The sequence below is a fragment of the Streptomyces sp. TOM-9 genome (genome assembly GCF_056858595.1).
Genome location: NZ_JBXEQB010000001.1, coordinates 8,253,200 through 8,276,456 on the forward strand (window position 1 = coordinate 8,253,200; position 23,257 = coordinate 8,276,456).

Annotated in this window: 18 protein-coding genes; 6 read left to right on the top strand and 12 right to left on the bottom strand. The window is 74.9% G+C overall.

The window, feature by feature from the left end; genetic code table 11:
* Nucleotides 1–117: 117 nt before the first annotated feature.
* A complete protein-coding gene (locus AC1VWI_RS38015) occupies nucleotides 118–1,260 on the bottom strand; it encodes a hypothetical protein (protein ID WP_499515577.1) in 1,143 nt (380 codons plus the stop codon).
* Between the two features lie 1,489 nt (nucleotides 1,261–2,749).
* Here AC1VWI_RS38015 and AC1VWI_RS38020 point away from each other — a divergent pair.
* Complete coding sequence (locus tag AC1VWI_RS38020) at nucleotides 2,750–3,391, top strand: class F sortase (RefSeq protein WP_499517012.1); 642 nt, start codon at nucleotides 2,750–2,752, stop codon at nucleotides 3,389–3,391.
* 30 nt (nucleotides 3,392–3,421) lie between these two features.
* On the opposite strand, the gene AC1VWI_RS38025 is transcribed toward AC1VWI_RS38020, so the two are convergent.
* Together AC1VWI_RS38025 and yczE are read right to left on the bottom strand one after the other, a co-directional pair.
* Nucleotides 3,422–4,210, bottom strand: a complete 789-nt coding sequence (locus AC1VWI_RS38025) for a glycerophosphodiester phosphodiesterase family protein (RefSeq protein ID WP_499515578.1) — start codon at nucleotides 4,208–4,210, stop codon at nucleotides 3,422–3,424.
* Nucleotides 4,207–4,887, bottom strand: coding sequence for a membrane protein YczE (gene yczE, locus AC1VWI_RS38030; RefSeq protein ID WP_499515579.1), 681 nt, complete (start codon nucleotides 4,885–4,887; stop codon nucleotides 4,207–4,209). The genes AC1VWI_RS38025 and yczE overlap by 4 nt, the downstream gene beginning before the upstream one ends.
* Nucleotides 4,888–4,985: 98 nt before the next feature.
* Between yczE and yczR the strand changes: the two genes are divergently transcribed.
* Complete coding sequence (yczR, locus tag AC1VWI_RS38035; RefSeq protein ID WP_499515580.1) at nucleotides 4,986–6,476, top strand: MocR-like transcription factor YczR; 1,491 nt, start codon at nucleotides 4,986–4,988, stop codon at nucleotides 6,474–6,476.
* Between the two features lie 97 nt (nucleotides 6,477–6,573).
* On the opposite strand, the gene AC1VWI_RS38040 is transcribed toward yczR, so the two are convergent.
* Both AC1VWI_RS38040 and AC1VWI_RS38045 read right to left on the bottom strand, forming a co-directional pair.
* Nucleotides 6,574–6,960, bottom strand: a complete 387-nt coding sequence (locus AC1VWI_RS38040; RefSeq protein ID WP_499515581.1) for a hypothetical protein — start codon at nucleotides 6,958–6,960, stop codon at nucleotides 6,574–6,576.
* A gap of 203 nt (nucleotides 6,961–7,163) precedes the next feature.
* Nucleotides 7,164–8,483 (bottom strand): M28 family metallopeptidase, encoded by a 1,320-nt coding sequence (locus AC1VWI_RS38045; RefSeq protein ID WP_499515582.1) that lies wholly within the window; start codon nucleotides 8,481–8,483, stop codon nucleotides 7,164–7,166.
* 167 nt (nucleotides 8,484–8,650) lie between these two features.
* Here AC1VWI_RS38045 and AC1VWI_RS38050 point away from each other — a divergent pair, with 167 nt between their 5' ends.
* Nucleotides 8,651–9,028 carry an RNA-binding S4 domain-containing protein gene (locus tag AC1VWI_RS38050; RefSeq protein ID WP_499515583.1) on the top strand — a complete coding sequence of 126 codons (378 nt, stop codon included), beginning with the start codon at nucleotides 8,651–8,653 and terminating at the stop codon, nucleotides 9,026–9,028.
* Between the two features lie 17 nt (nucleotides 9,029–9,045).
* On the opposite strand, the gene AC1VWI_RS38055 is transcribed toward AC1VWI_RS38050, so the two are convergent.
* The 3 genes from AC1VWI_RS38055 to AC1VWI_RS38065 all read right to left on the bottom strand — a co-directional run bounded on the left by AC1VWI_RS38055 (nucleotide 9,046) and on the right by AC1VWI_RS38065 (nucleotide 14,716).
* Nucleotides 9,046–11,412 carry an ATP-binding protein gene (locus AC1VWI_RS38055; protein WP_499515584.1) on the bottom strand — a complete coding sequence of 789 codons (2,367 nt, stop codon included), beginning with the start codon at nucleotides 11,410–11,412 and terminating at the stop codon, nucleotides 9,046–9,048.
* A 287-nt stretch (nucleotides 11,413–11,699) separates the two neighbouring features.
* Nucleotides 11,700–14,012 carry an ABC transporter permease gene (locus AC1VWI_RS38060; RefSeq protein WP_499515585.1) on the bottom strand — a complete coding sequence of 771 codons (2,313 nt, stop codon included), beginning with the start codon at nucleotides 14,010–14,012 and terminating at the stop codon, nucleotides 11,700–11,702.
* Complete coding sequence (locus tag AC1VWI_RS38065) at nucleotides 14,009–14,716, bottom strand: ABC transporter ATP-binding protein (RefSeq protein WP_499515586.1); 708 nt, start codon at nucleotides 14,714–14,716, stop codon at nucleotides 14,009–14,011. The genes AC1VWI_RS38060 and AC1VWI_RS38065 overlap by 4 nt, the downstream gene beginning before the upstream one ends.
* A gap of 139 nt (nucleotides 14,717–14,855) precedes the next feature.
* Between AC1VWI_RS38065 and AC1VWI_RS38070 the strand changes: the two genes are divergently transcribed.
* Nucleotides 14,856–15,758, top strand: a complete 903-nt coding sequence (locus AC1VWI_RS38070) for a sensor histidine kinase (RefSeq protein ID WP_499515587.1) — start codon at nucleotides 14,856–14,858, stop codon at nucleotides 15,756–15,758.
* Nucleotides 15,755–16,477, top strand: a complete 723-nt coding sequence (locus AC1VWI_RS38075; protein ID WP_499515588.1) for a response regulator — start codon at nucleotides 15,755–15,757, stop codon at nucleotides 16,475–16,477. The genes AC1VWI_RS38070 and AC1VWI_RS38075 overlap by 4 nt, the downstream gene beginning before the upstream one ends.
* Nucleotides 16,478–17,948: 1,471 nt before the next feature.
* Here AC1VWI_RS38075 and AC1VWI_RS38080 read toward each other — a convergent pair.
* Nucleotides 17,949–18,392, bottom strand: coding sequence for a YchJ family protein (locus AC1VWI_RS38080; protein ID WP_499515589.1), 444 nt, complete (start codon nucleotides 18,390–18,392; stop codon nucleotides 17,949–17,951).
* 114 nt (nucleotides 18,393–18,506) lie between these two features.
* On the opposite strand from AC1VWI_RS38080, the gene AC1VWI_RS38085 reads away from it, so the two are divergent.
* Entirely contained in the window at nucleotides 18,507–19,385 is an 879-nt protein-coding gene (locus AC1VWI_RS38085; protein WP_499515590.1) for a DcsG N-terminal domain-containing protein, read from the top strand.
* Nucleotides 19,386–19,388: 3 nt separating this feature from the next.
* Here the strand turns inward: AC1VWI_RS38085 and AC1VWI_RS38090 are convergent, their stop codons facing one another.
* From AC1VWI_RS38090 to AC1VWI_RS38100, 3 genes are all read right to left on the bottom strand, one after another.
* Complete coding sequence (locus AC1VWI_RS38090; RefSeq protein WP_499515591.1) at nucleotides 19,389–20,150, bottom strand: uracil-DNA glycosylase; 762 nt, start codon at nucleotides 20,148–20,150, stop codon at nucleotides 19,389–19,391.
* Between the two features lie 123 nt (nucleotides 20,151–20,273).
* Entirely contained in the window at nucleotides 20,274–22,520 is a 2,247-nt protein-coding gene (locus AC1VWI_RS38095; protein ID WP_499515592.1) for an MMPL family transporter, read from the bottom strand.
* 49 nt (nucleotides 22,521–22,569) lie between these two features.
* Nucleotides 22,570–23,193 carry a TetR/AcrR family transcriptional regulator gene (locus AC1VWI_RS38100; protein ID WP_499515593.1) on the bottom strand — a complete coding sequence of 208 codons (624 nt, stop codon included), beginning with the start codon at nucleotides 23,191–23,193 and terminating at the stop codon, nucleotides 22,570–22,572.
* Between the last annotated feature and the right edge of the window lie 64 nt (nucleotides 23,194–23,257).

Here is a 23,257-nt window from a genome sequence, read left to right on the forward strand (position 1 = left end):
CGTTCATCCGGCGGACGCCTCCGGTCCGCCCGACCCGTGCACGGGACTGCCCCCGGGCCGCCGCGTGGGCGGCCCGGGGGCAGAACGGTCAGCCTGTGTCGCGGAGGTCCGTGACGGTCAGGCGCGACCGCCGTTCATGCGCCGGCGACGCAGCATGTAGACGCCGCCACCGGCACCGGCGAGCAGGAGCGAGGCGCCGAGCAGGGTCTCCGGGGTGTTCATGCCCATCGAACCGCCGAAGCCGGTGTCGGGGCCACCGCCGTTGCCGCCGCCCCCACCGCCACCGCCGTTGCCGCCGCCGCCACCGCCACCGCCGCCGTTGCCGCCGCCGTTGCCGCCGCCGCCGCCGTGGCCGCCCTTGCAGCCCTTGTTGCCGCCGCCGTTGCCGCCCCACGAGTCGTCCATGTTGCGGCCGTCGTCGGACGCGCTGCCGAAGCTCTGGGCGGTCAGGCCGTTGCTGTTCTTGTTGTCGTCGCTTCCGTTGTCGTTGCTGTTGTCGTCGCCGTTGTCACCGCCGTTGTCGCCACCGTTGTCGCCACCACGACCGCCGTCGTCGTTGCCGCCGCCGCCGTTGCCGCCGCCGTTGTCGCCACCACGACCGCCGCCGCCGCCGTTGTCACCTCCGTTGTCGCCACCGCCGCCGTAACCGCCGCCGCCGTTGCCGCCGCCGTAACCGCCGCCGCCGCCACGACCGTTGTCGTCGTCGCCGCCCCACCACGACTCGCACCGGTCGTCACCGCCGTAGCCGTGACCGCGCCCGTAGCCGCCACCGCCGCCGCCGTGGCCGCCGCCGTGGCCGCCTCCGTAACCGCCCTTCTCTCCGTGCTCGCCGCCGCGACCCTCGCCGCCGCGACCCTCGCCGTCACGGCCCCCGCCGTCACGGCCCTCCTCGCCACCACGGCCGCTGCCGCTGCCGCTGCCGTCGACGCTGACGGTCACGGTCGTCGTGACCTGGCCGTCGGTGCCGTCCGCCTCGTCGCAGGTCAGCTGGACCTGGTAGGAACCCGCGGGCGTGGTCTTGTCCACCAGGAGGCGGAGATTGTTGGTCGCGGCCGTGCCGACCGTTTCCACCTTCGGGATGGTGGTCACGTAGGTCGGCGCCGTGGTGCAGCCGCCGAGCGTGAAGGTGACCACTTCGCCCGGTGCGACGCGGCCGTTGTTGGAGACGGAGACGATCGGGTCTGCGACCGCCACACTTGCCGGCAGGACGACGGCCGAAACCGTCATCGCCGCCGCTGCGAGAATGCGTGAACCACGCATGGGGGGAACCTCCTTGCGGACGGGGCAGGCGGGATTGGAGATCACCGCGACACGTACTGCGACCGCGTCCTTGAGATCCATGGCACGAGGGCGGAGATCTTCACGCACCTCGGAAACGGCACAGGCCTTCCCCCGGACGGGGCATCAGAATTCTGGCCGGAACAGCGTTGTCGCAGGTGGGGAGCCTTACCCGCAGCGGCGTCAGAAAAATGTGAAGAGCTGGTCAAACGGGTGACCGGCAGCGGGTCCGCCGGTGCATCAGGCGATGGTCAGTCAGCCGATGACCTGTCAGGCGACATGCCGTCAGCACGCCGCGTTGCCGGGAAGCCCACGGCATCGCCTTGCGACACCGCCCCTACGGGGCGCGGACGGGCGCGATGGCACCGGGACAACGGGGCTTGCCGACTGGCGATCTCACGCAGATTCACCAGAACGGCTCACCGGGGGTGTTCATGCACCGCGCCACGAGGGCCTCGGACCCCCGGGTCTCCCGCGACCTCGACGCCCGTTTCCCGGCGAGGGCGACGGTCCGGCCCGGGCCGGCGATCGGTACGGGGCGGGTGAGCCGGGCGCCGGTGAACCCGAAGCTCCCGGAGCGGCGTTGGCCAGGGCGGGCGAGCACGGGCCGGCACCACCGGCAGACCCCGCACGAGCCGCGAGCACCGGCCACGGCAGCGGCCGGGCCGCGGAGAGCGGTCCGCGACCAGGAAACCGCCCGCCACCCAAGTGGCGCGCGCGTGGTACACGACGCCCGTGGCGACGGCCAGCGAGCGCGAGCCGTAGAGCCCCGGCGCGTGCGGATGGTGAGGGCCCATCAGGACACGGTCGGCATCATCGGCGCTCGTCCTGGCGGCGCGGCACCGGATTGCCCCCGCTGCCGCAGCGCCGCCACCCGATCGGGTGGGGAGCACATTGCCCGGTTGGCGCTGATCCATCCGCGTTTGACGCATACTTCGGTTTAACATCATTTATGACGGACTGTCACTCATGACCGACCGGTCGGAGCTGAAGGACTGCGATGCTGCGAAACTCCGGGGATCACACCACCCCCGTGCCCTGGTACGGACAGCCCGACGCCTGGTACGGGCAGCCCGACCCCTGGTTCGGCCAGCCGTTCGTGCCCGGGCACACGGCGGACGGGACACAGGCGCCCGGCCGGCCGGGCCGCGCGCCGCAGCCCCCGGCCCGGGCCCGGCCCACCCCGCCCGCCGCGCAGGCGGGACAGCCGCCCGCGAAGAAGCGGAAGGCGAAGGACACGTCCACCGCGAAGGCACAGCCTCCGGCGAAGGGCCCCGCGAAGAACCCGGCTCCGGAGCCCGCGAAGCCGCCGGCGCCGGTCGCGGGGAAGCCTCCGGCCCGGCCCGCGGCCAAGGACGCCCGCCCGGCCGCCGGCGCCGCCCCGGCGCGGACCCGGCGTCGGCTCGTGCGCCGTCCCGGTCCTCCGCGCGGCGGCACCGCCGGTCGGAGCGGGAGCGGGCGCCCCGGGCAGCTGAAGCTCACGCGGCGCGGCCGCGGCGCGGTCGGGGTGCTCGTGTGCTCGGTCCTCGTCGCGGGCGTGGTGCTGACCTTCGAGGGCTTCGCCGGGATGGACGGCCCGCCCCAGCCGTCGGCCGCATCGGCGGCGCAGTCCGACGCGGCGGCGATCAAGGCGCCGCCGCCGCTCCCGCCCGCCCAGCCGACACGCATCCGCATCCGCTCCGTGAGCATCGACGCGCCGATCATGAACGTGGGGCTGGACAGCCGCGGCGTGATCGCGGCCCCGCCGCTGGAGAAGGCGGGCGAGGCCGCCTGGTTCAAGGACTCGGTCAGCCCGGGGGCCCGGGGCTCCTCCGTCATCGTGGGGCACGTCGACAACGAGAGCGGGCCCGCGGTCTTCTACAGCCTGGGGGCGCTGAAGAAGGGTTCGACCATCGACGTCGTGCGGGACGACGGCACCACCGCGATCTTCACCATCTACGGCATCGAGGTGTTCACCAAGGCCGAGTTCCCCGCCAAGCGCGTCTACGGGGACACCAAGGACCCCGAGCTGCGCGTGATCACCTGCGGCGGCACCTACAGCAAGGACTCGGGGTACTCGGGCAACGTCGTGGTCTTCGCCCGCATGTCCAAGACGAAGCAGGCCAAGGTGTGACGGGTGCGGGCGGGCGGCGGGGACCGGTCGTCAGGTCCAGGCCCCGCGTTCGGTGTACACCGCGCGCAGGGCCTCCAGCCGGTCCGTCATGATCCCGTCCACGCCCAGGTCCAGCAGGGTGCGCATCCGGGCTTCGTCGTTGATCGTCCACACGTGCACCTGCAGGTCCAGTCCGTGCGCCGCCGCGAGGAACGCGGGGTCGACGACCCGGATGCCGTACGCCTGCTCGGGCACCTGCACGCACACCGCGCCGCGCCGCCGCGCCGCGGCGAGGAGCAGCCGTTCGGCGGCACGGCCGCCGCGCGAGAGCAGCCGTAGCTCCGCCACGCCCCGGGTGCCCAGCGAACTCGCCAGCCGCGGGCCGCCCAGCGCGCGGGCCCGGACCAGCCGGGCCTCGGAGAACGAGCCCACGCACACCCGGTCCCAGGCGTCCGCGCGGCGCACCGCCTCCACCAGGGGCTCGACCGCGGCGTCCGACTTGGTGTCCACGTTCCAGCGGGCCTCCGGGAACTCCTCCAGCAGTTCCTCGAACAGCGGCACCGGCTCGCGGCCCGCCACGCGGGCCCGGCCCACCTGGCTCCAGGGCAGGTCCGCGATCCGCCCGCCGGTGTCGGTGACCCGGTCCAGGGACGCGTCGTGGAAGGCGACCAGGACGCCGTCCGAGGTCAGGTGGACGTCGGTCTCCAGGTAGCGGTAGCCGAGGTCGACGGCCCGCCGGAAGGCCCAGGCGGTGTTCTCCAGGCCGTCCGCCGTGCCTCCGCGGTGGGCGAAGGCGATCGGGGCCGGGCTGTCCAGGTACGGATGGCGTATGGCGCTCACTCCGGCAGTATGGCGCGCCCCTCCGGGGTGTCCGCCACCGGCCGCCCCCCACGGGCGACGACCACCGATTCGTCCTCCGGCCGCGACGGCGGCAGCTCGAACAGCCGCAGGAAGAACTGGGCCAGCGGCCCGATCGACACCGCGTACACGACCGTGCCGATCCCGACGCTGCCGCCGAGCACGAAGCCGACCGCCAGCACGGTCACCTCGATCGCGGTGCGCACCAGGCGGATCGAGCGGCCCGTGCGGCGGTGCAGGCCCGTCATCAGGCCGTCGCGGGGGCCGGGGCCGTACCGGGCGGTGATGTAGAGGCCGGTCGCCACGCCGTTGAGCACCACGCCCGCCACCAGCAGCGGGATCCGCACGCCCAGACCGTGCGGCTGGGGCAGCAGGGCGAGGGTCGCGTCCATCGACAGGCCGACGACGAAGACGTTGGAGACGGTGCCGAGGCCCGGCCGCTGCCGCAACGGCCACCACAGCAGCAGGACGAGCGCGCCCACCGCCACCGAGACCAGGCCGATGCTGACCCCGGTGTGCCGCGAGATGCCCTGGTGGAGGACGTCCCACGGGTCGAGACCCAGCGCAGCGCGCACCTGCAGGGCCGCGCTCGCGCCGTAGAGGGCCAGTCCTGCGTACAGGTGCAATAGGCGGCGTGCGGTTCTGGATTGGCCCTCCACGGGACCCCCCTATGGCCATGACGAGTGGATGCGCGACACTATGTGGCATGGTCCTGGGAGAAATCCATGGCCAATATGCGGAAGGTGGACCGGAAACCATGTCGCAGTGGACCGCAACGGTAGGGGTCACTCATCTCGCGCGTCTGCTCGAGCCCCGTCCGGCGCAGCGCGCCACCGGCCGCCGTGTCCCCGCCTACCGGGGGCTCGCCGACGGCATCCGGGTCCTGGTCCTGGAGGGACGCGTGCCCGTGGCCGCACGGCTCCCCGCGGAACGCGAGCTGGCACTCGCCCTGGCCGTCAGCCGTACCACCGTCGCCGCCGCGTACGAGGCGCTGCGCGCCGAGGGCTTCGCCCGGTCACGGCGCGGCGCCGGCACGTGGACCGCCGTCCCGGAGGGCCACGCCCTGCCGACCCGCGGTCTGGAGCCGCTGCCCCCGGACGCCGCGGGCACCGTCATCGACCTCGGCTGCGCGGCGCTGCCGGCACCCGAGCCGTGGCTGACGCGTGCGGTCGAGGGCGCCCTGGCCGACCTGCCGTCCTACTCGGCCACCCACGGCGACTTCCCCGCGGGGCTGCCCGTGCTGCGCGAGGCCATCGCGGCCCGCTACACCGCGCGCGGCATCCCCACCCTCCCCGAGCAGATCATGGTGACCACCGGCGCCATGGGCGCCATCGCGGCCGCCGTGCGCCGCCTGGGCGCCCCCGGCGAGCGTGTCGCCGTCGAGTCGCCGAGCTACGCCAACGTCCTGGAACTGCTGCGGGAGAACGGTGCCCGGCTCGTCCCGGTCGCCATGCGCGAAGGGCTCGGCGGCTGGGACCTCGACGCCTGGAAGCGCGTCCTGCGCGACGCGGCTCCCCGCATGGCCTACGTCATGCCCGACTTCCACAACCCCACCGGCACCCTCGTCCCCGACGACCAGCGCCGCGCCCTCGTCGAGGCCGCCCGCGCCGCCGGGACCGTCCTCGTCGCCGACGAGACCATGGCCGAGCTGCCGCTCGACGCCGCGGCACCCGCGCCGCGCCCGATGGCCGCCTTCGACCGCGGCGGCAGCGTCATCACCGTCGGCTCCGCGAGCAAGGCCATCTGGGCCGGGCTGCGCATCGGCTGGGTCCGCGCCGCGCCCGACGTCGTACGCCGCCTCGTCAGCGCCCGCGCCTACCTCGACCTCGGCTCGCCCGTCGTCGACCAGCTCGCCGTGGCCTGGCTGCTGCGCACCGGGGCGTGGGACGACGCGGTCGCGGCCCGTCGTGAACGGGCCCGTGCCCACCGCGACGACCTCGTGGCGGCGCTGCGCGAGCGGCTGCCGGACTGGGAGTTCGCCGTCCCGTCCGGCGGCATGACCATGTGGGTGCGGACCGGCGACGTCTCCGGCTCACGCCTCGCCGTCGCGGGCGAGCGCCTCGGCGTCCGCGTCCCCTCGGGTCCGCGCTTCGGCGTCGACGGCGCCTTCGAGGGCTACGTCCGGCTGCCCTTCACCGTCGGGGGGCCCGTCGCGCGTGACGCCGTCGAGCGCCTGGCGGCGGCCGCGCAGACCGTCCGCGACGGAGGCGGCTCCGAGGGCGAGGGCGCTGGGCTCTTCGTGGCCTGAGGTGGCCTGCCGTGGCCTGCCGTGGCCTGATGGACCCCCGGACAGGAGCCGGGACGGCTCGCCTGGCGAGCCGTCCCGGTCGGGGACGCCGTCCGGCTCAGCGGCCGTCGGGGAGCTCCGTGAGGCGGAGACGGAGCTCGACCTCCTGGTCGCCGGAGACCGATCCCTGCTCCTCGAGGCGGAAGGAGTCGCCGAGCACCTTCTTGACCTCGCGTACGTGACGGGGCCCGCCGGAGAGGTCCGCGGTCAGGGAGCCGTCGAGGTGGACGGGGCCGAGTTCGTGGCCGTGGCTGCGGGTGTCGACGGAGGCGGCCCACACGGTCGGGTGGGAGGACCCGGGGCGGGGCTCCACGGCCTCGGTGAGCGACTCGCCGGGACGTGTCGGGAAGGCGGCCTCCAACGCGCCGAGCACGGCTCCGGCGTCCTGGCGCTCGCAGCCGGTGAGGAGGACGTCGACGTGGGAATTGGTGTGATGACTGCTCATCAGCGGTTCTCCTCTCGCAGGAGGCCCGGCACGGTGCGTCCGGCACCGCAAGCCGCGCCCCCCTTCAGCGTAGGACGGCGACCGGGTACCCGCAGCGGGCGCCCTGCGCGCCCGGCGCGTAGAGCGAGGGCTGGGTCACGTTCCGTCGCGGCCGGCGTGGTCGGCCCCCGCGCGAGGGCGGGGGCCACCACGGGCGCGGGCGGCTAGAACGTCAGCTTCCAGCTGTTGATGTAGCCGGTGTCCTGGGAGGCCACGTCCTGCACGCGCAGCTTCCACGTGCCGCCTGCGACCTCGCTCGACGCGTTGACCGTGTACGTGGCGATGACGTTGTCCGCGGAGTCGCTGCTGCTGGAGTTCTTCAGCCGGTAGCTGCTCCCGTCCGGGGCGACCAGGTCCACGACGAGATCGCCGCGCCAGGTGTGCCGGATGTCCACGCCGACCGCGAGGGCCGCCGGGGCGTTGCCGCTGACGCCGCTGACGGTGATCGAGGACGTCACGGCCGCGCCGTTGTCGGGGACGCTGACGTCCGCGGTGTTCTCGAAGACCGTGCCGGGCGGGGGAACGGTGGCGGTGCCCAGGGTCCAGATCGCGTTGGCGATCGCGTCGCTGTTGTTGTCCAGCGCGGTGTCGTTGATGTTCGACGCCGTGTCGCAGGAGGAGTGGTAGCAGCGGTCGAAGGCCTGCCCGGCCGTGCCGCCCCACTTCTGCGCCTGTGCCGAGGTCTTGGTGTAGTCGGCGCCGGAGAACAGCCCGCCGACCGGGATGCCCGCGTTCTTGAAGGGCGCGTGGTCGGAGCGGCCGTCGCCCTCGGTCTCGATCTCGGTCGCGATCCCCTTGGCGGTGAAGAAGTCCTTGAAGACCTTCTCCAGTGCGGCGTTGTCGTCGTAGACGAAGTAGCCGGGGTTGGGCGAGCCGATCATGTCGAAGTTCAGGTAGCCGTCGATCTTGGCCCGGTCGGTGGTGGCCAGGCCGTTGACGTACGCCTTGGAGCCGATCATGCCCAGCTCCTCGGCGCCCCACCAGCCGAACCGCAGGTGCTTCGTGGGCTGCAGGTTCTCGCGTGCGACGGCCAGGGCGGTCTCCAGGACCGCGGCGGAACCCGAGCCGTTGTCGTTGATGCCGGGCCCCGCGGTGACCGAGTCGAGGTGCGCCCCCGCCATGATCACGTGGTTGGTGTCGCCGCCGGGCCAGTCGGCGACCAGGTTCCAGCCGGTGGCGCCGCTGGAGGTGAACTGCTGGAGCGTGGTGGTGTAGCCGGCGGCGTCCAGCTTGGCCTTCACGTAGTCGATCGAGGCCCGGTACCCGGCTCTGCCGTGGGCACGGTTGCCGCCGTTGGCGGTGGCGATCGACTGCAGCTGGCTCAGGTGCGCCTTGACGTTCGCCACCGGGATGTCGGGGGCTGCCGCGAGGGCGGCGGGCCGTGCGGAGGCGGGTGTCGCCGACGCGGGTGTCGCGGAGGCGGTGAGCAGGGCCGCGGCGAGCGCGGTGGCGGCCCCGGCCGCGACGATCTTGAATGCGGGCACAGGTCACTCCGGTGTGTGGGGGATGGAGTTGCGCGGGACTGTGCGGGCGGTACGGAGGCATACTTGACGTGTGCATGCCTGGGCGCATCCTGTGGGTCGCGGGGCCTTCCGTCAAGAGCGCATACCGGACGCCGCGTTCCGGGAACCGGGCGCGCTAGGGTCGTGACATGGCTGACGACGAAGGCCCCGTGCGGGTCGACGCCTGGATCTGGTCCGTACGGCTCACCAAGACGCGCTCCATGGCCGCCACCGCGTGCCGTGCCGGGCACGTGCGGGTCAACGGCGAGCGCGTCAAGCCCGCGCACGCGGTCCGCCCCGGTGACGAGGTGCGGCTGCGCGGTGCGGGGCACGAGCGGATCGTCGTCGTCACACGCCTGGTGCGGAAGCGGGTCGGCGCGGCCGTCGCCGCGGAGTGCTTCGTCGACAACAGCCCTCCGCCGCCCACCCCAGAACAGGTGCCGGCCCCCGTCCTCCGTGACCGTGGCACGGGCCGGCCGACCAAGCGGGACCGGCGGGACATGGAGCGGCTGCGCGGCACGCGCTGAGACGGGGCGGTGGGTGGTCAGCCCGTGGCGGTGGCCGGGAGGCCGAGGGCGGTGAGGCGCGCGCGTGCCTCGTCGAGCTGCGGCCAGCCGTCCGTTCCGGCGAGCAGCGCCTCGCCGGAACGCTGCTCCCGGGCGGCGGCCACGCGGTCACCCGCGAGGGCCAGCGCCTCGGCCAGGTGCAGCCGGCACAGCCCCTCCGCCACGGGATGGCGCAGACCGCTCAGCACCGTGAGGGCGGCCTCGAACTCCCGGACCGCCGCGGCGGGATCGCCCAGCAGGACGAGCAGGCCGCCGAGGTCCCCGCGGGCGTAGGCGGTCCCCGGCGCGTTGCCCAGCTCCTCGAACAGGCGCAAGGCCGTACGGTGGCAGGCCAGCGCGGTCGCCGTGTCCCCCTCCTCGCGGGCCACCAGGCCCAGGCCGCCCAGACCGTACGCTTCGCCCAGCCGGTTGCCGGCGCGACGGTGGACCGCCACAGCCTCCTCCGCCGCGGCCCGGGCCTCGGCGACCCGGCCCTGCCGCAGGTACGCGGCCGCGGCCAGCCCGCGCAGCTGGGCGTACGCGGGTGAGGAGCCCACGCCGTCCGCCAGCAGCGACAGCGCCCGCTCCGCTTCCCGCGCGGCCGCGTCGAACTCCCACCGCACCAGGTGCACCGTGGCCAGTTTCCCGAGTGCGTCGGACTCCTCGGGGGGCATGCCGAGCCCGCGGTACAGATCCCGCGCACGGCGCAGGTGGTGCAGGGCCCCGGCGGTTCCGCCCGTCTGCCGCAGTACGTCCCCGAGGTGGCGGTGCGCGTCCGCCTCCCACTTGGTGTCGCCGGTCCGGCCCGCCAGCTCCGCCGCCTCCCGCAGCAGGGGCGCCGCCTGCTCCAGGTTGCCGTCCGCACCGTGGATGGAGCCGATGACCAAGGCGGCGCGCGCGGTGATGCGCGCGTCGCCGGCCGCCCGTCCGGCATCCTCGGCCGCCCGCCAGACCCGCAGCCGCTGCGCGTGGTAGTGCTGCAGGTGCCAGCCGTGCTCGGCGGCCTCGGCCAGCCGGAACACGCGCTCGTGGGCGCCGGCCGCCGCGCCCTGCCGGGCGACCGCGGCGAGGTTGGCCGCCTCGTCCGCGATCCAGCGGGGCGGGTGGTCCCCGGCTGCGGCCGCGTACCAGTCCAGGAGGCGTTCGGTGATGCGGTCCGCGGAGCCCGGTGGTTCCTCCGCCGCGAGCCGTTCGCGGGCGAAGAGCCGGATCAGGTCGTGCAGGCGGTACCGCTCCCCGCCCGAGCCCTCCACGAGTTGGGCGTCCACCAGGCGGTCGACCCCGTCACGCGCCTCGGACCCGCCCGTCCCGGCCAGCGCGGCCGCCGCCCCCACGGGGAACTCCCCGCCCGGGAAGGCGCCGAGCCGCCGCAGCAGGCGGCGGTCCCGCGGGGCCAGGTCCTCGTAGGCGGTGCCGAGCGTGGCGCGGACGGCCCAGGCGCGGAAGTGGAGTTCGTCCAGCCGGGTCCGTTCGTCCTCCAGCCGCCGGGCGAGTTCGGCCACCGCCAGCCGGGACCGGGCGGCGCGCGCGCCCGCCACCCGGATCGCCAGCGGCAGCCCCCCGCAGGCCCGGACCACCGCCGTGGCGGCCTCCGCGTCGGCCGCGCCGCCGTCCGATCCGCTGACGCGCGCCAGCAGTACCAGGGCCTCGGCGGTGCCGAGTGGCGCGAGCTCGAACGCGACCGCCTCGGGCAGATCGGCCGGCAGCGGGCGGCTGGTCACGATCGCCGCACACCGCGGGCCCGCGGGCAGCAACGGCCGTACCTGGGCGGCGTCCTGGGCGTCGTCCAGGACGACCAGCAGCCCGCGGTCCGCCGCCAGGGTGCGGTAGCGCGCCGTCAGGGCTTCGGTATCGCCGTACGGGGCCGGTTCGGCGTCGCCGAGGGCGGCCAGGAACCGGGCGAGCGCCTCGTCCGGGCTCATCGGATCGCCGCGCCCCGCACCGAGGTTCACGTACAGCTGGCCGTCCGGGTACGCCGCGCGCAGCAGGTGCGCCAGCCGGTTGGCCAATGTCGACTTGCCGACTCCCGGCGGGCCGGCGATCGCCACCACCCGGGCGCCGCCCGCGATCGCGGATCGCAGCGCCGCCTCGTCGGCCTCCCTCCCGGTGAAGTCGGCCACCTCGGGCGGCAGTTGCGCGGGGTTGAGGCGCGGGGCCGGATCCGTTGCGACCGCCGTGGACGGCGCCGCGGGGAGTTGCAGATGCTGCTGCCACAGGGCCAGCCCGGCCGCGGCGACCGCACCCGCGCCGACCGCGGGCCAGGCCCAGACGGCCAAGGGGCGGAGCGCGGGCGGCAGGACGCCTCCCGTGGCGACGTTCACCGCGACGGCCAGGGCCACCGACACCACGCCCGACGCCAGTGCCATAAGCGCGAGCACCCAGCCTCGCCGCACCGCCCCACCCCCAAGACCACCGTCGCCCGGTCCCGCGCAGGATCCCGCGAACCCCGCCCCTCGCGGAAGTGCCCGTCGGCGCCCGCACGGTACCGGTGGCCGGCATCGCCGGGCGGGCCACGGCCTCGGCTTGGGGTATGCCTCGGATCCGCCAACGCCTGGTCCCTGGGCTCGCGCCCCGGGGCGGCGTCAGGAACCGCCGTCGCCGGGGCACCTTGTGCGGTCGCCGGGTGGGCGTGGGGCACGGCGCGGGCGCGCCGTCACTCGTTGTGGAGGACCTGCGCGATGGTCAGGCGGGCCGCGCGGCGGGCGGGGAGGTAGGCGCCGAGGACCGCGATGGCGATGCCCGTCACGGCGAGGGCGGTCAGGGCCGGGGGGTGCCAGACGTCCGTCATGTACGGGGGGAGGGTCAGGTCGACCGCGTCCACCATGCGCGGGACGACCTGCCGGTAACCCCAGATGCCCAGGGGGACGCCGAGTGCGGAGCCGAGGGCACCGAGGGCGGCCATGGAGGTCGTCATCATCACCGTGACCTGCCGCGGGGTCATCCCGATGGACTTGAGCATGCCCAGGTCGCGGCGCCGGTCGCGGGTGTTGAGGACGACCGTGTTGAAGACGCCGAGCGACGCGACGACGGCCAGCATCGCGGTGAGCACCGAGGCGGAGCCGACGACGGTCTGGGTGATGGCGTTCGGGCCCGTGACGGCCGGGCTGACGCCCGGGTCGGCGGCCGCGGCCGCGCGGGCGTAGGCGGCCGGGTCGGTGCCGTCGCGGAGCTTGACGTGGTAGGCGATGGGCTTTTCCCCGGGAGCGAGCGCCGTGAACGTCGGCCAGTCGGCGACAAGCAGTTGGCCGTCGCTCTCCATGAACGCGCCGACGACGGTCACCTCCTCGCTCCGGTCGCCCTTCCGCAGCCGCACGGCGTCGCCGACGCGCAGTCCGGACTGCCGGAGCCAGGCCGTTCCCGCGACGACTTCTCCGGCCCGCCGCATCCAGCGGCCCTCGGTGAGCACGCCGCCCAGTTCGGGCCCGTCGCCGCGGCGGCCCTCGAGCATGGCCTTGCGCGTGGAACCGGCGACCGTCACGTCCACGTCCCCCCGGGCGGTGATCCCGGCGACTCCGGGCAACGAGCGGAGCAGGGAGTCGAGTTCGGGGTCCGTGTGTTCCGGGTCGACGACCTCGCCGTGCCGCACGTTGCTCGCGTACACGGTGACCTGGTACGCGTCCCGGCCCGCGTTGCCGAACCGGGTCATCGTCGTGGCCAGGCCGGACGCGAACGTCACCGTGGTCACGCCCAGGACCACCGCGGCCACCGTGAGGGCGCTGCGGCCGGGCCGGGCGAACGGCAGCCCCATGCCGAGGCTCACCGAACGCGGCAGCCGGCTGCCGGCCAGGCGTCGCTGGACGCCCAGGGCGCGCCCCGTCCGCGGGGCGGTACCCGCGCTGATCGCCCGCGCCGCGGAGAGCCGGTGCGCGCGCAGCGAGGGGGCCAGCGCGGCGAGGACGCAGACGGCCGGCATGCCGAGCAGGGCGAGCACGTTCACCCAGGGCGCGATGCCGACGCTGTCGTGGAACACGCCCGCGTCGGGCCCGGTGAACGTGAACTCGAAGAAGGGCCCCGCCAGCAGGTTCCCGGCGACCACGCCGGCGGCGCAGCCCAGGACCGCGGGCGCGGTCACCATCACCAGGTACACGGCGAGCACCTGTCCCGGTGTGAACCCCAGGGCCTTGAGAATGCCGATGTGCCGGAAGCCGGAGATGACCGCGCCGCTCACCACGTTGGCCACGATCAGCACGGACACGACGATGCCGAGGATGCCGAAGGCCATCAGGTAGGGCGCGTACGCTCGCGCCGCCCCGCCGATCCGGTGCTTGAGCGTGAGGTACGACTCGGAACCGGCGAGCGCGCCCTGCGGGAGCCGTGCGGTCACCGTCCCGAGCTGTTCGCGGAGCCGGGCGTCCGACGAGGCGTCGGAGAAGCGGAGGAGCAGCTGCGTGGTGGCCGGGTGCAGCGCGTCGATCTGGGCGGGCGCCACCCAGGCGTCCGCGGTGCGGCTCAGGTCGAAGGCGAAGCCCACGATGGTGAGCGTGGGACCGGAGGGGACCGGGATGCGTTTGCCCAGGTCGTCGTCGGTCCAGTCCGGCTGCCGGTTGAGGACCACCTCGCCGGGCGCCGTCGCCCAGCGGCCCGCCCAGAGGTCCAGCCGGTCCACCGCCCCGCCCGGCTCCGCCCGGCCTACGACGGTGACCTCGCCGAAGACCCCGTACTTGGCGGTGTCCCGCGGCAGCTCGACCGTGGCCTGCGGGAACGGTCCGCCGACGGCCTCGACGCCGGGTTCCCGCGCCGCCTGCGCCAGTTGGGCGTCCGAGGTCCTGGACCGGTCGAACGCGGCGACGACATGGGGTCCGTGCTGCTTGCCGAAGGCCTTGTCGAAGGGTGCGGAGGCCGCGTCGACCAGTCCGAGCGCGACGACGATCGCCCCCGTCGAGGTCAGGGTGACCAGCGCGATGACGAGGGTCTGGAGCCTGCGCCGCCGTACGGCCGCCCGCGCGGCCCGCCACACCGCCCTCATGCGGACGGCTCCAGGGTGTGCTGCCCGGTCACCCGGCCGTCGGCGAGGGTGACCAGGCGGCTGGCGCAGCGGCGCGCGAGGTGCTCGTCGTGCGTGACCAGGACGAGCGTCTGCCCGATCTGGTTGAGGTCGAGGAGCAGGTCCATCACCTGCTCGCCCGCGCGGCTGTCCAGGGCGCCGGTCGGCTCGTCGGCGAGCAGGAGGGCGGGCCGGTTCATCAAGGCGCGTGCCACGGCGACGCGTTGCCGTTCGCCGCCGCTCAGCACGGCCGGATAGGCGTTCGCGCGGTCCGCGATGCCGAGTTCCTCGAAGAGTTCCAGGGCGCGGCGGCGGGCCGGCCGGGCGGGGGTGCCGGTCAACTGGGCGGCGAGCGCGACGTTGTCCAGCGCGGACAGGTCGTCGACGAGGTTGAAGAACTGGAAGATCATGCCGATGCGGCGCCGCCGGTACAGGGCGAGGCCCCGCTCGCTCAACCTCCCCACGTCCTCGCCGTGCACCAGCACCGTGCCGGACGTGGGCCGGTCCAGGCCGGCGATCATGTTGAGCAGGGTGGACTTGCCGCACCCCGAGGGGCCCATCACCGCCACCGCCTCCCCGGCGCGGATCTCCAGCGTGACGCCGTTCAGGGCCGTCGTCTCGCCGTATTCCTTGCGTACGCCGTCGAGCCGTACGACGGTCTTCCCGCTGCTGTCCTCAGTGACCATGCACAGGACGCTAGGGGCGCGGCGCGGCCCGGACATCCCTCCCCGGATGGCACATTGCCGGGGATCTCATCCTGGGGATGCAGGAACCCTGCATCCAGGGGCTGATGCGTCCGGGGTGGTCGTCTGCGAAGGTGATCCGGTGGCGAGAGGGGAACCGGACGTGCTGGTCGTGGCGCTGGGGGTGGCGTGCTTCGCCGCCGTGTGCCTGGCGGTGGCCCTGGTGCGCACGCGGCGCCGCTGGCAGGCGGCCGTGGGGGAACGCGGCTGGCTACTGGAGCGGGAGCGGGAGAGCGCGGCGCGCGCCGCGGTGGCGGCCGAACGGGACCGGATCGCACGGGAGTTGCACGACATCGTCAGTCACAACGTCAGCCTCATGGTGGTCCAGGCCGGGGCGGCGCGTGAGGTGCTGGGCACCATGCCGGACGAGGCCGCGGCGGCGCTCCGGGCGGTCGAGGACGCGGGGCGCGGCGCCATGACCGACCTCCGGCACCTGCTGGGACTGCTGGCGCCGTCCGCGGACGGAGTGGACGGCGAGGACGCCGGGGGTGGGGAGCCTGCTCCGGGTGGGCCCGGCGACGAGGGCGTCGAGGCGCTGGCCCCGCAGCCCGGCCTGGACCGGCTGGGGGCGCTCGTCGACCGGGTCTCCTTCGCCGGGCTGCCCGTCGAGGTGCGCGTCTCCGGCGAACCGCGCCCCCTGCCGCAGGGCATCGACGTGACGGCGTACCGCATCGTCCAGGAGGCGCTGACCAACGCGCTGCGGCACGGCGACGGCGGGAAGGCGGAGGTGACGGTGCGGTACGCGGAGCGCGCGCTGCGCGTCGAGGTGCTCAACACCGGCCCCAGCGTGCTGAACGGAGCCGGGAGCGCGCAGTCCGCGCAGTCCGTGACGGCCCGCACCGTGGCGCGCCGCCGTGAGGGCACCGGACGCGGTCTGCTGGGCCTGCGCGAACGGGTCGCGGTGTACGGCGGAGACCTGGACGCCCGGCGCCGCCTCGGCGGCGGTTACCGGGTCAGGGCACGCATCCCGCTGGACCGGCCGTGACGGCGGCCGCGGACGGGGCGGCCCCCGCGGCCCCCCGCGTGCTCATCGCCGACGACCAGACCCTCATCAGGACGGGCTTCCGGCTCATCCTCACCGCGCGCGGCATTACGGTGGTCGGCGAGGCCGCGGACGGCGCGGAGGCGGTCGCCGAGGCACACCGGCTGCGGCCGGACGTCGTGCTGATGGACATCCGCATGCCGGCCATGGACGGCCTGGAGGCCACCCGCCGCATCCTGGAGCGGACCCCGCAGTGCCGGGTGCTCATCCTGACCACCTTCGACCTGGACCGCTACGTCTACACGGCGCTGTCGTTGGGGGCGAGCGGCTTCCTGCTCAAGGACGTCACGCCGGAGCACCTGGCGGCGGCCGTACGGCTGGTCGACACGGGGGACGCCCTGCTGGCGCCGTCGATCACACGGAGGCTGGTGGAACGCTTCGCCTCCGGGGCCGCGGCCGCGCAGGACGGGCCTTCGGTCCACACCGACCTCGCCGTCCTGACCCCCCGTGAGCTGGAGGTCCTCACGCTGCTGGGCCGTGGCCTGTCCAACCTCGAACTGGCCGCGGAACTGACGCTGAGCGAGGCGACGGTGAAGTCGCACGTCGCCCGCATCTTCGCGAAGCTCGCGCTGCGGGACCGGGCCCAGGCGGTGGTGCTGGCCTACGAGACGGGCCTGGTGCGGCCGCGCGGCCCGGGTGCCGGAGGTTCCCCGCAGCGGTGACCCCGCCGCCCGCGAGGCACGGGCGCCCCACCGTAGCCCGTGTGCGGGTCGCTCGCTCCCCACCCTCCCGCCGGCCGGTGCTGCGACGGCGTGGTCGCAAGTCACGTGGACCCTCGCCGGGTTGCCGCTCCGGGACCGCGCTCAGGCGATGGGTCGGCCGCAGTCTGCCGCGCGGAGGCGTTCTCGCACGGCGAGGTGCCGCGGCGGTGGCAGTGACGTCGCACGTCGACCACCTTCTTGCCCCGCTTGGTGTGTGCGACCGTTCCCCGGCAATGGTGCCGCCCCATGGGGCGGCAGGACGGCCTCGGCGCGGGGAACCGCCGGACGGTGGGCCGCAGTCGATGGCGACGCCGCCAGGGCTGCCGCGGGCGCGGGACCCTCGGCGCCGAGGGTCCCCCGGAGTGCTGAACCGCCAGACTGCGGGCCGTGGTCGCCGGGCGGGATGCGTGCCGTGGCGATGGCGCGCGGAGCGACGCCGAGGGGTGCCCGGGGCCGGTGACGGTGCTGCGTCGCCGGAGCGGTGAACCGCGGCCTTGGGGGGCCGTTGAGGCGCCCGGTGCGCGAGGCACGGGTGCCGTCCCGAAGTCCGTGCGTGGGTCGGCGCTCCAGGACCGTGCCCAGGCGCCCGGCCGCGGCGAGGTGTCGCGGCGACCGGGGTCTCCCGGAGCGACGCCGAGGGGTGCCCGGGACCGGTGACGGTGCTGCGTCGCCGGAGCGGTGAACCGCGGCCTTTGGGGGGCCGTTGAGGAGCCCGGTGCGCGAGGCACGGGTGCCGTCCCGAAGTCCGTGCGTGGGTCGGCGCTTCAGGACCGTGCCCAGGCGTCCGGCCGCGGCGAGGTGTCGCGGCGACCGGGGTCTCCCGGAGCGACGCCGAGGGGTGGCCGGGGCCGGTGACGGTGCTGCGTCGCCGGAGCGGTGAACCGCGGCCTTTGGGGGGCCGTTGAGGAGCCCGGTGCGCGAGGCACGGGTGCCGTCCCGAAGTCCGTGCGTGGGTCGGCGCTTCAGGACCGTGCCCAGGCGTCCGGCCGCGGCGAGGTGTCGCGGCGACCGGGGTCTCCCGGAGCGACGCCGAGGGGTGGCCGGGACCGGTGACGGTGCTGCGTCGCCGGAGCGGTGAACCTCCGCGGCGTCAGCCGCAGTCCATCGCACGGACGGGTTCCGGCACGGCGAGGCGCGGCGGCGGCGACGGTGATGCCGCACGTCGACCGCCTGCTTGCCCCGTCGGCTTGTGCGATCGCGTACCGGCCGATGGGACGGCGCGGGCGGCCTCGGTGCCGGGTACCGCCGAACGGAAGCAGGCGATGGGGACGCCGCCGGGGCTCCCGGGCGATGAGCCCCGGCGGTCGGCCGCGGGCTGCCGCGGTGACGGCGCGTGCGCGAACCAGGGTTCGGGCCTGCGGACGGGTCCGGTCAGGCCCGGGGTCCTCGGTACCGGGGGTTCCCCGCGCGGTGCGTCCTCGCCGCGACGCGCTCAGGGCAGGGGCGCCACGTAGACCCAGGCGCCGTCGTGGCGGACGAAGCGGCTGTTCTCCTGCATCGCGTCGTGCTCGCCGCGCAGGCTGTAGTGCGCGCGGAAGGCGACGGTGCCCTCGCTGTGGAAGGCGCTGCCGTCGGTCGTGGCGAGGATCTCCAGCCGCTCCCAGCGCAGGTGGTGGTCGAGGTCCAGCTCCGCGGGCCGGGTCTCCGGGTGCCAGGTGCGCAATACGTACGCCGCGTCGTGTACCGCGTAGGCGCTGTAGCGGGAGCGCATCAGGGCCTCGGCGGTGGGGGCGGCGGCGTGGCCGGAGTGGTAGCGGCCGCAGCAGTCGCCGTACGTGGCGGGCAGCCCGCAGGGGCAGGGCGTGCCGGGGGAGTGCGGCACGGGACGGGAGTGGGGGCGCGGGGCGGAACGGCGGCCGGGGCGGGACTTGGGCATGCCGCCATTGTGCACGGCCGCCGCGGGCGTGCCCGCAGGCCCCGTGACCACCGGCGATTCCTCCCGGGTAGCCTGCGGGACGGCAAGATCTCCGCCCGACCCCGAGGAGCCCCCGTGCCGCAGCCGAGGATCGCCCTGGTGACCACCGCGCACCTTCCGGAGGGCACCGTCGACCGCGACCTGCCCCTGCTGCGGGACGCCGTCGCGGCGGCGGGCGCCGAGGCCGTGATCGTGCACTGGGACGACCCGGACGTGGACTGGGCCGGGTTCGACCTGGCGGTCATACGGTCGACGTGGGACTACACCGTGCGCACCGAGGAGTTCCTGACCTGGGCCGACCGCTGCGGCGCCGCCACCACCCTGTTCAACCCGCCCGCGGTCGTGCGCTGGAACTCCGACAAGCGCTACCTCGGCGAGCTGGCCTCGCTCGGCGTGCCCGCGGTCACCACCCGCTACCTCCCGCCGGGCGGCGGCACCGGCGGGCTGCCCGGCGACCGGGATTTCGTGGTCAAACCCGCGGCGGGCGCGGGCGCCCGCTACGCCGCGCGCTACCGTTCCGGGCAGCACGAGGAGGCGCGGGCGCACGTGGCGCGGATGCACGAGGAGGGCCTCACCGCGATGGTCCAGCCCTACATGCCGCGGATCGACACCACCGGCGAGCGCGCGCTGGTCTTCCTCGGCGGCCGCTTCCTGCACGCCATCGCCAAGAACGCCGTGCTGTCCCCGGACACGCGCTACGACCAGCGCAAGGTCGCGCACCCCGGGGTGCGCCCCTGGACCCCGACCGAGGCCGAACTGGCCGCCGCGGAGCGGGCGCTGGCCGCCGTACCGGGCACGCCGGAGCTGTTCTACGCCCGGGTGGACCTCGTCGACGCCGAGGACGGCACCCCGTGCGTGATGGAGCTGGAGCTCATCGAGCCCAACCTGTTCCTGACGGACCACCCGGACTCGCTGCCCGTGGTCGCCGGCGCGATCGTGCGCGCCGCGGGCTGAGTCTCAGCGGGTCACGGGCAGCCCGGCACGCGCGGCGGCCGTCGCGAGGACCTCGCGCAGCATGGCGGGGGTGAGCCGTCCGGTGAAGGTGTTCTGCTGGCTGACGTGGTAGCAGCCGAACAGGTGCAGCGGCGGCTCCCCTTCCGCGGGGGCCGCCAGTTCCACGTGCGCGCCGTGCCCGAACCGGGGCAGCGGCCGCGGCAGCCGGTACCCGGCGCCGCCGAGCACGGGCAGCAGCGCCTGCCAGCCGAACGCGCCGAGGACGACGATCGCGCGCAGCGTGGGCCGCAGCAGTTCCAGTTCGCGCACCAGCCACGGGCGGCAGGTCAGCCGCTCCTGCGTGGTGGGCTTGTTGGCGGGCGGCGCGCAGTGGACGGGCGAGGTCACCCGTACCCCGTACAGCTCCAGGCCGTCGCCGCGTTGCGTGGAGGTGGGCTGGGAGGCCAGGCCGACGGCGTGCAGCGCCTCGAACAGCACGTCGCCCGATCGGTCGCCGGTGAACATCCGGCCGGTACGGTTGCCGCCGTGCGCGGCGGGGGCCAGACCGACCAGGGCCAGCGCGGCGTCCGGCGGGCCGAAGCCCGGCACGGGACGGGCCCAGTACTCCCATCCGGCGTAGGCGCGGCGCCGGACCCGGGCGGTCTCCTCGCGCCAGGCGACCAGCCGCGGGCAGGCCCGGCAGCCGGTCAGCCGTTCGTCGAGCGCGGCCAGGTCCCCTGCACCGGGCGCGGCCAGGGCGGGGAAGTCCGCCGATTCCTGCTGCACCGTGCGCCGTCCCTTCACGGCACCTGCGGCGGTCGCAGGGCCCGCGTCCCACGCTACCCACCAGGCCCCCGGCCCCGCCGCAGGGGCGCGGCGGGGCCGGGGGAGCGCGGGTCGGGCGTGGGGTCAGGCGCGGGCCGGCTCCGGTTCCGCTGCCCCACCGGACGGTTCCGCCCCGTCCGCGGCGGGCACGGGGCGCAGCCCCTCGCCCTCGACGTCGACGTTCGGCAGGATCCGGTCGAGCCAGGACGGGAGCCACCAGGCCCGGCGGCCCAGCAGCGCGAGCACCGCGGGGACGATGGCCATCCGCACGACGAACGCGTCGAAGAAGACGGCGGTCGCCAGGCCGAACCCGATCGACTTGATCATCGCCTCGCCGGAGCCGATGAACCCGGCGAAGACGGCGATCATGATGATCGCGGCGGCGGTGACCACCCGGGCACCGTGCCGGAACCCGGTGACGATGGCCTGACCGGGCCGCTCGCCGTGGACGTGGGCCTCGCGGATGCGGGTGACCAGGAAGACCTCGTAGTCCATGGCGAGGCCGAAGACCACCCCCACCAGGAAGATCGGCATCATCGACATGATCGGACCGGTCTGCTCGACGCCCAGGAGCGAGGCGAGCCAGCCCCACTGGAAGACCGCGACGACCGCGCCGAGGGCCGCGGCGACCGAGAGCAGGAAGCCGAGGGCGGCCTTCAGCGGCACGAGCACCGAGCGGAACACGACGATCAGCAGCACGAAGGCGAGGCCGACGACGAGCGCCAGGTAGGGCAGCAGCGCGTCGGTGAGCTTCTGCGAGGTGTCGATGTTCAGCGCCGTGGTGCCGGTGACGGAGACCTTGGCACCGGTGCGCTCGGTGATCCCGTCACCCGTGGTGCGGATCGCCTTGACCAGGTCCTCGGTCTCGGCGCTGCTCGGCTTGGACGCGGGCACGACGTTGATGATCGCGGTGTCCCCGGCCTTGTTGAACGTCGCCGGGGTCACGGCCGCCACGTCGTCGAGGCCCTTGATGTCCGCGGTGGCCTCCCGGACCGCGCCCCGGGGGTCGTCGGCGTCCTTGACGTCGGCGACCACGACGAGCGGCCCGTTGAAACCGGGGCCGAAGCCCTCCGACAGCAGGTCGTACGCCCGGCGCTGGGTCGTCGAGACGGGCTGGGAGCCGTCGTCGCCGAGGCCGAGTTCGATCGACGCGGCCGGCACGGCCACCGCACCGAGCGCCGCGACGCAGACGAGCAGGACGGCGACGGGCCGCCGGATGACGAACCGGGCCCAGCGGGTGCCCATGTTGGGACGCTCCGTGCGGGCCCTGCGGTGGGCGTGGTGCGTGTTCCCGTCGCGGCGGCGGAACAGGCCCCCGGCGTCCGCCGGCCGGACGCGCCGGCCGGCGAAGCCGATGAGGGCGGGCACCAGGGTGAGGGCGATGAGGACGGCGATGACGACCGTGCCGGCGGCGGCCACGCCCATCTTCGTCAGCATCGGGATGTTGACGACCGACAGCCCCACCAGCGCGATCACGACGGTCAGCCCGGCGAAGACCACGGCGGAGCCCGCGGTGCCGACGGCGCGGCCGGCCGCCTCCTCGCCCTGCCGCCCCTCGGCGAGCTCGGCGCGGAAACGGGACACGATGAACAGGGCGTAGTCGATGCCCACCGCCAGGCCGATCATCATCGCCAGGATCGAGGTGGTGGACCCCAGGTCGAGGGCGCTGGCGAGCGCGGTGATGGAACTGACGCCGATCCCGACGCCGATCAGCGCCGTGACCAGGGGCAGGCCGGCGGAGACCAGCGAACCGAAGGTGATCACCAGGACGACGGCGGCGACCGCGATGCCGATCACCTCGGTGGACCCGGTCTCCGGGCTCGTCTGGAGCGCGTCACCGCCGATCTCCACGGTCAGCCCCCTGTCGCGGGCGTGCGCGGCGGCGGTCTCCAGTTCTTCGCGGGAGGAGTCCCGCAGCTCCATGCCGGGGACCTCGTACGCCACGCGGACGTAGGCGACGGTCCGGTCCTCGCTCACGGCCTTGGCCGTGTACGGGTCGTCGACGGAGGCGACCTCGGCGCCCTGCCGCAGTTCGTCCACGACCTGCCGGACGGCCTTCTTGTTGGCGCTCTGCGTCATCTTCCCGCCGGCGGGGGCCTTGAAGACCACGCGGGCGGTCGCGCCGTCGGAGCCGGTGCCGGGGAAGCGCTGGTCGAGGAGGTCGAAGGCCTTCTGGGACTCGGTGCCGGGCACGGAGAAGGAGGAACTGCCCGCGGTGGGCGCGTTGGCGGCGCCGACACCGGCGAGGGCGAGCAGCGCCACCCAGATCAGGACGACGAAGTGCCGTCGCCGGAAGGCGAACCGGCCGGTCCGGTAGAGGAATGTGGCCACGGGGGCGTACTCCCTGTCGGGTTCGTGGGTCGGCGGAGGAGGGGCGCCGTCAGGGAGCGGGCGCGGGGACAGGTCGGGGGCGGACGCCGAGCGCGGGCAGGATCACCGCGTCGAGGAAGGCCAGCAGGTACTTCTGGGTGGGCGGGAGGCCCTCGAGCACGTGCCGGGTGGCGAAGGCGCCCAGCAGCATCGGCACGAGGTAGGGGATCGCCGGGTTGTCCGCGCTGATCTCCCCGCGGTCGACGGCGCGCCGCAGCAGGGTGTCCAGGCCCGAGCGCTCCGGCTGGACCATGACCTCGCGCAGGGCGTGCAGCAGGTCGGGGTGGGCGTGCAGGGCCATGGCCAGACCGCGCATGAGCGCGCAGTCGCGCTCCAGCCGCCGGTCGTCCTCGAGGGTCAGCAGGGCGCGCAGGTCGCCGCGGAGGCTCCCGGTGTCGACGTCCCCGGCGCTGACGGGCTTCTCGTGCCGCAGTGCCATGGCGACCAGCTCGGCCTTGCCGCCCCACTGGCGGTACAGGGTGGCCTTGCTGCAGTGGCAGCGGGCGGCGACGGCGTCCATGGTCAGGGCCTCGTAGCCGACCTCGCGGAGCAGGTCGAGGGTGCTCGCGTAGACCGCGGCCTCGCGTTCCGGGGTGAGGCGGCTGCCGCGTCGGGCGGTGACCGGTGCGGGCATGGGCCCTCTCCCTCCTAAACGAAACGGTTTCGTACTCGTCTGAGCATAGGCTCGGAGTTCATCG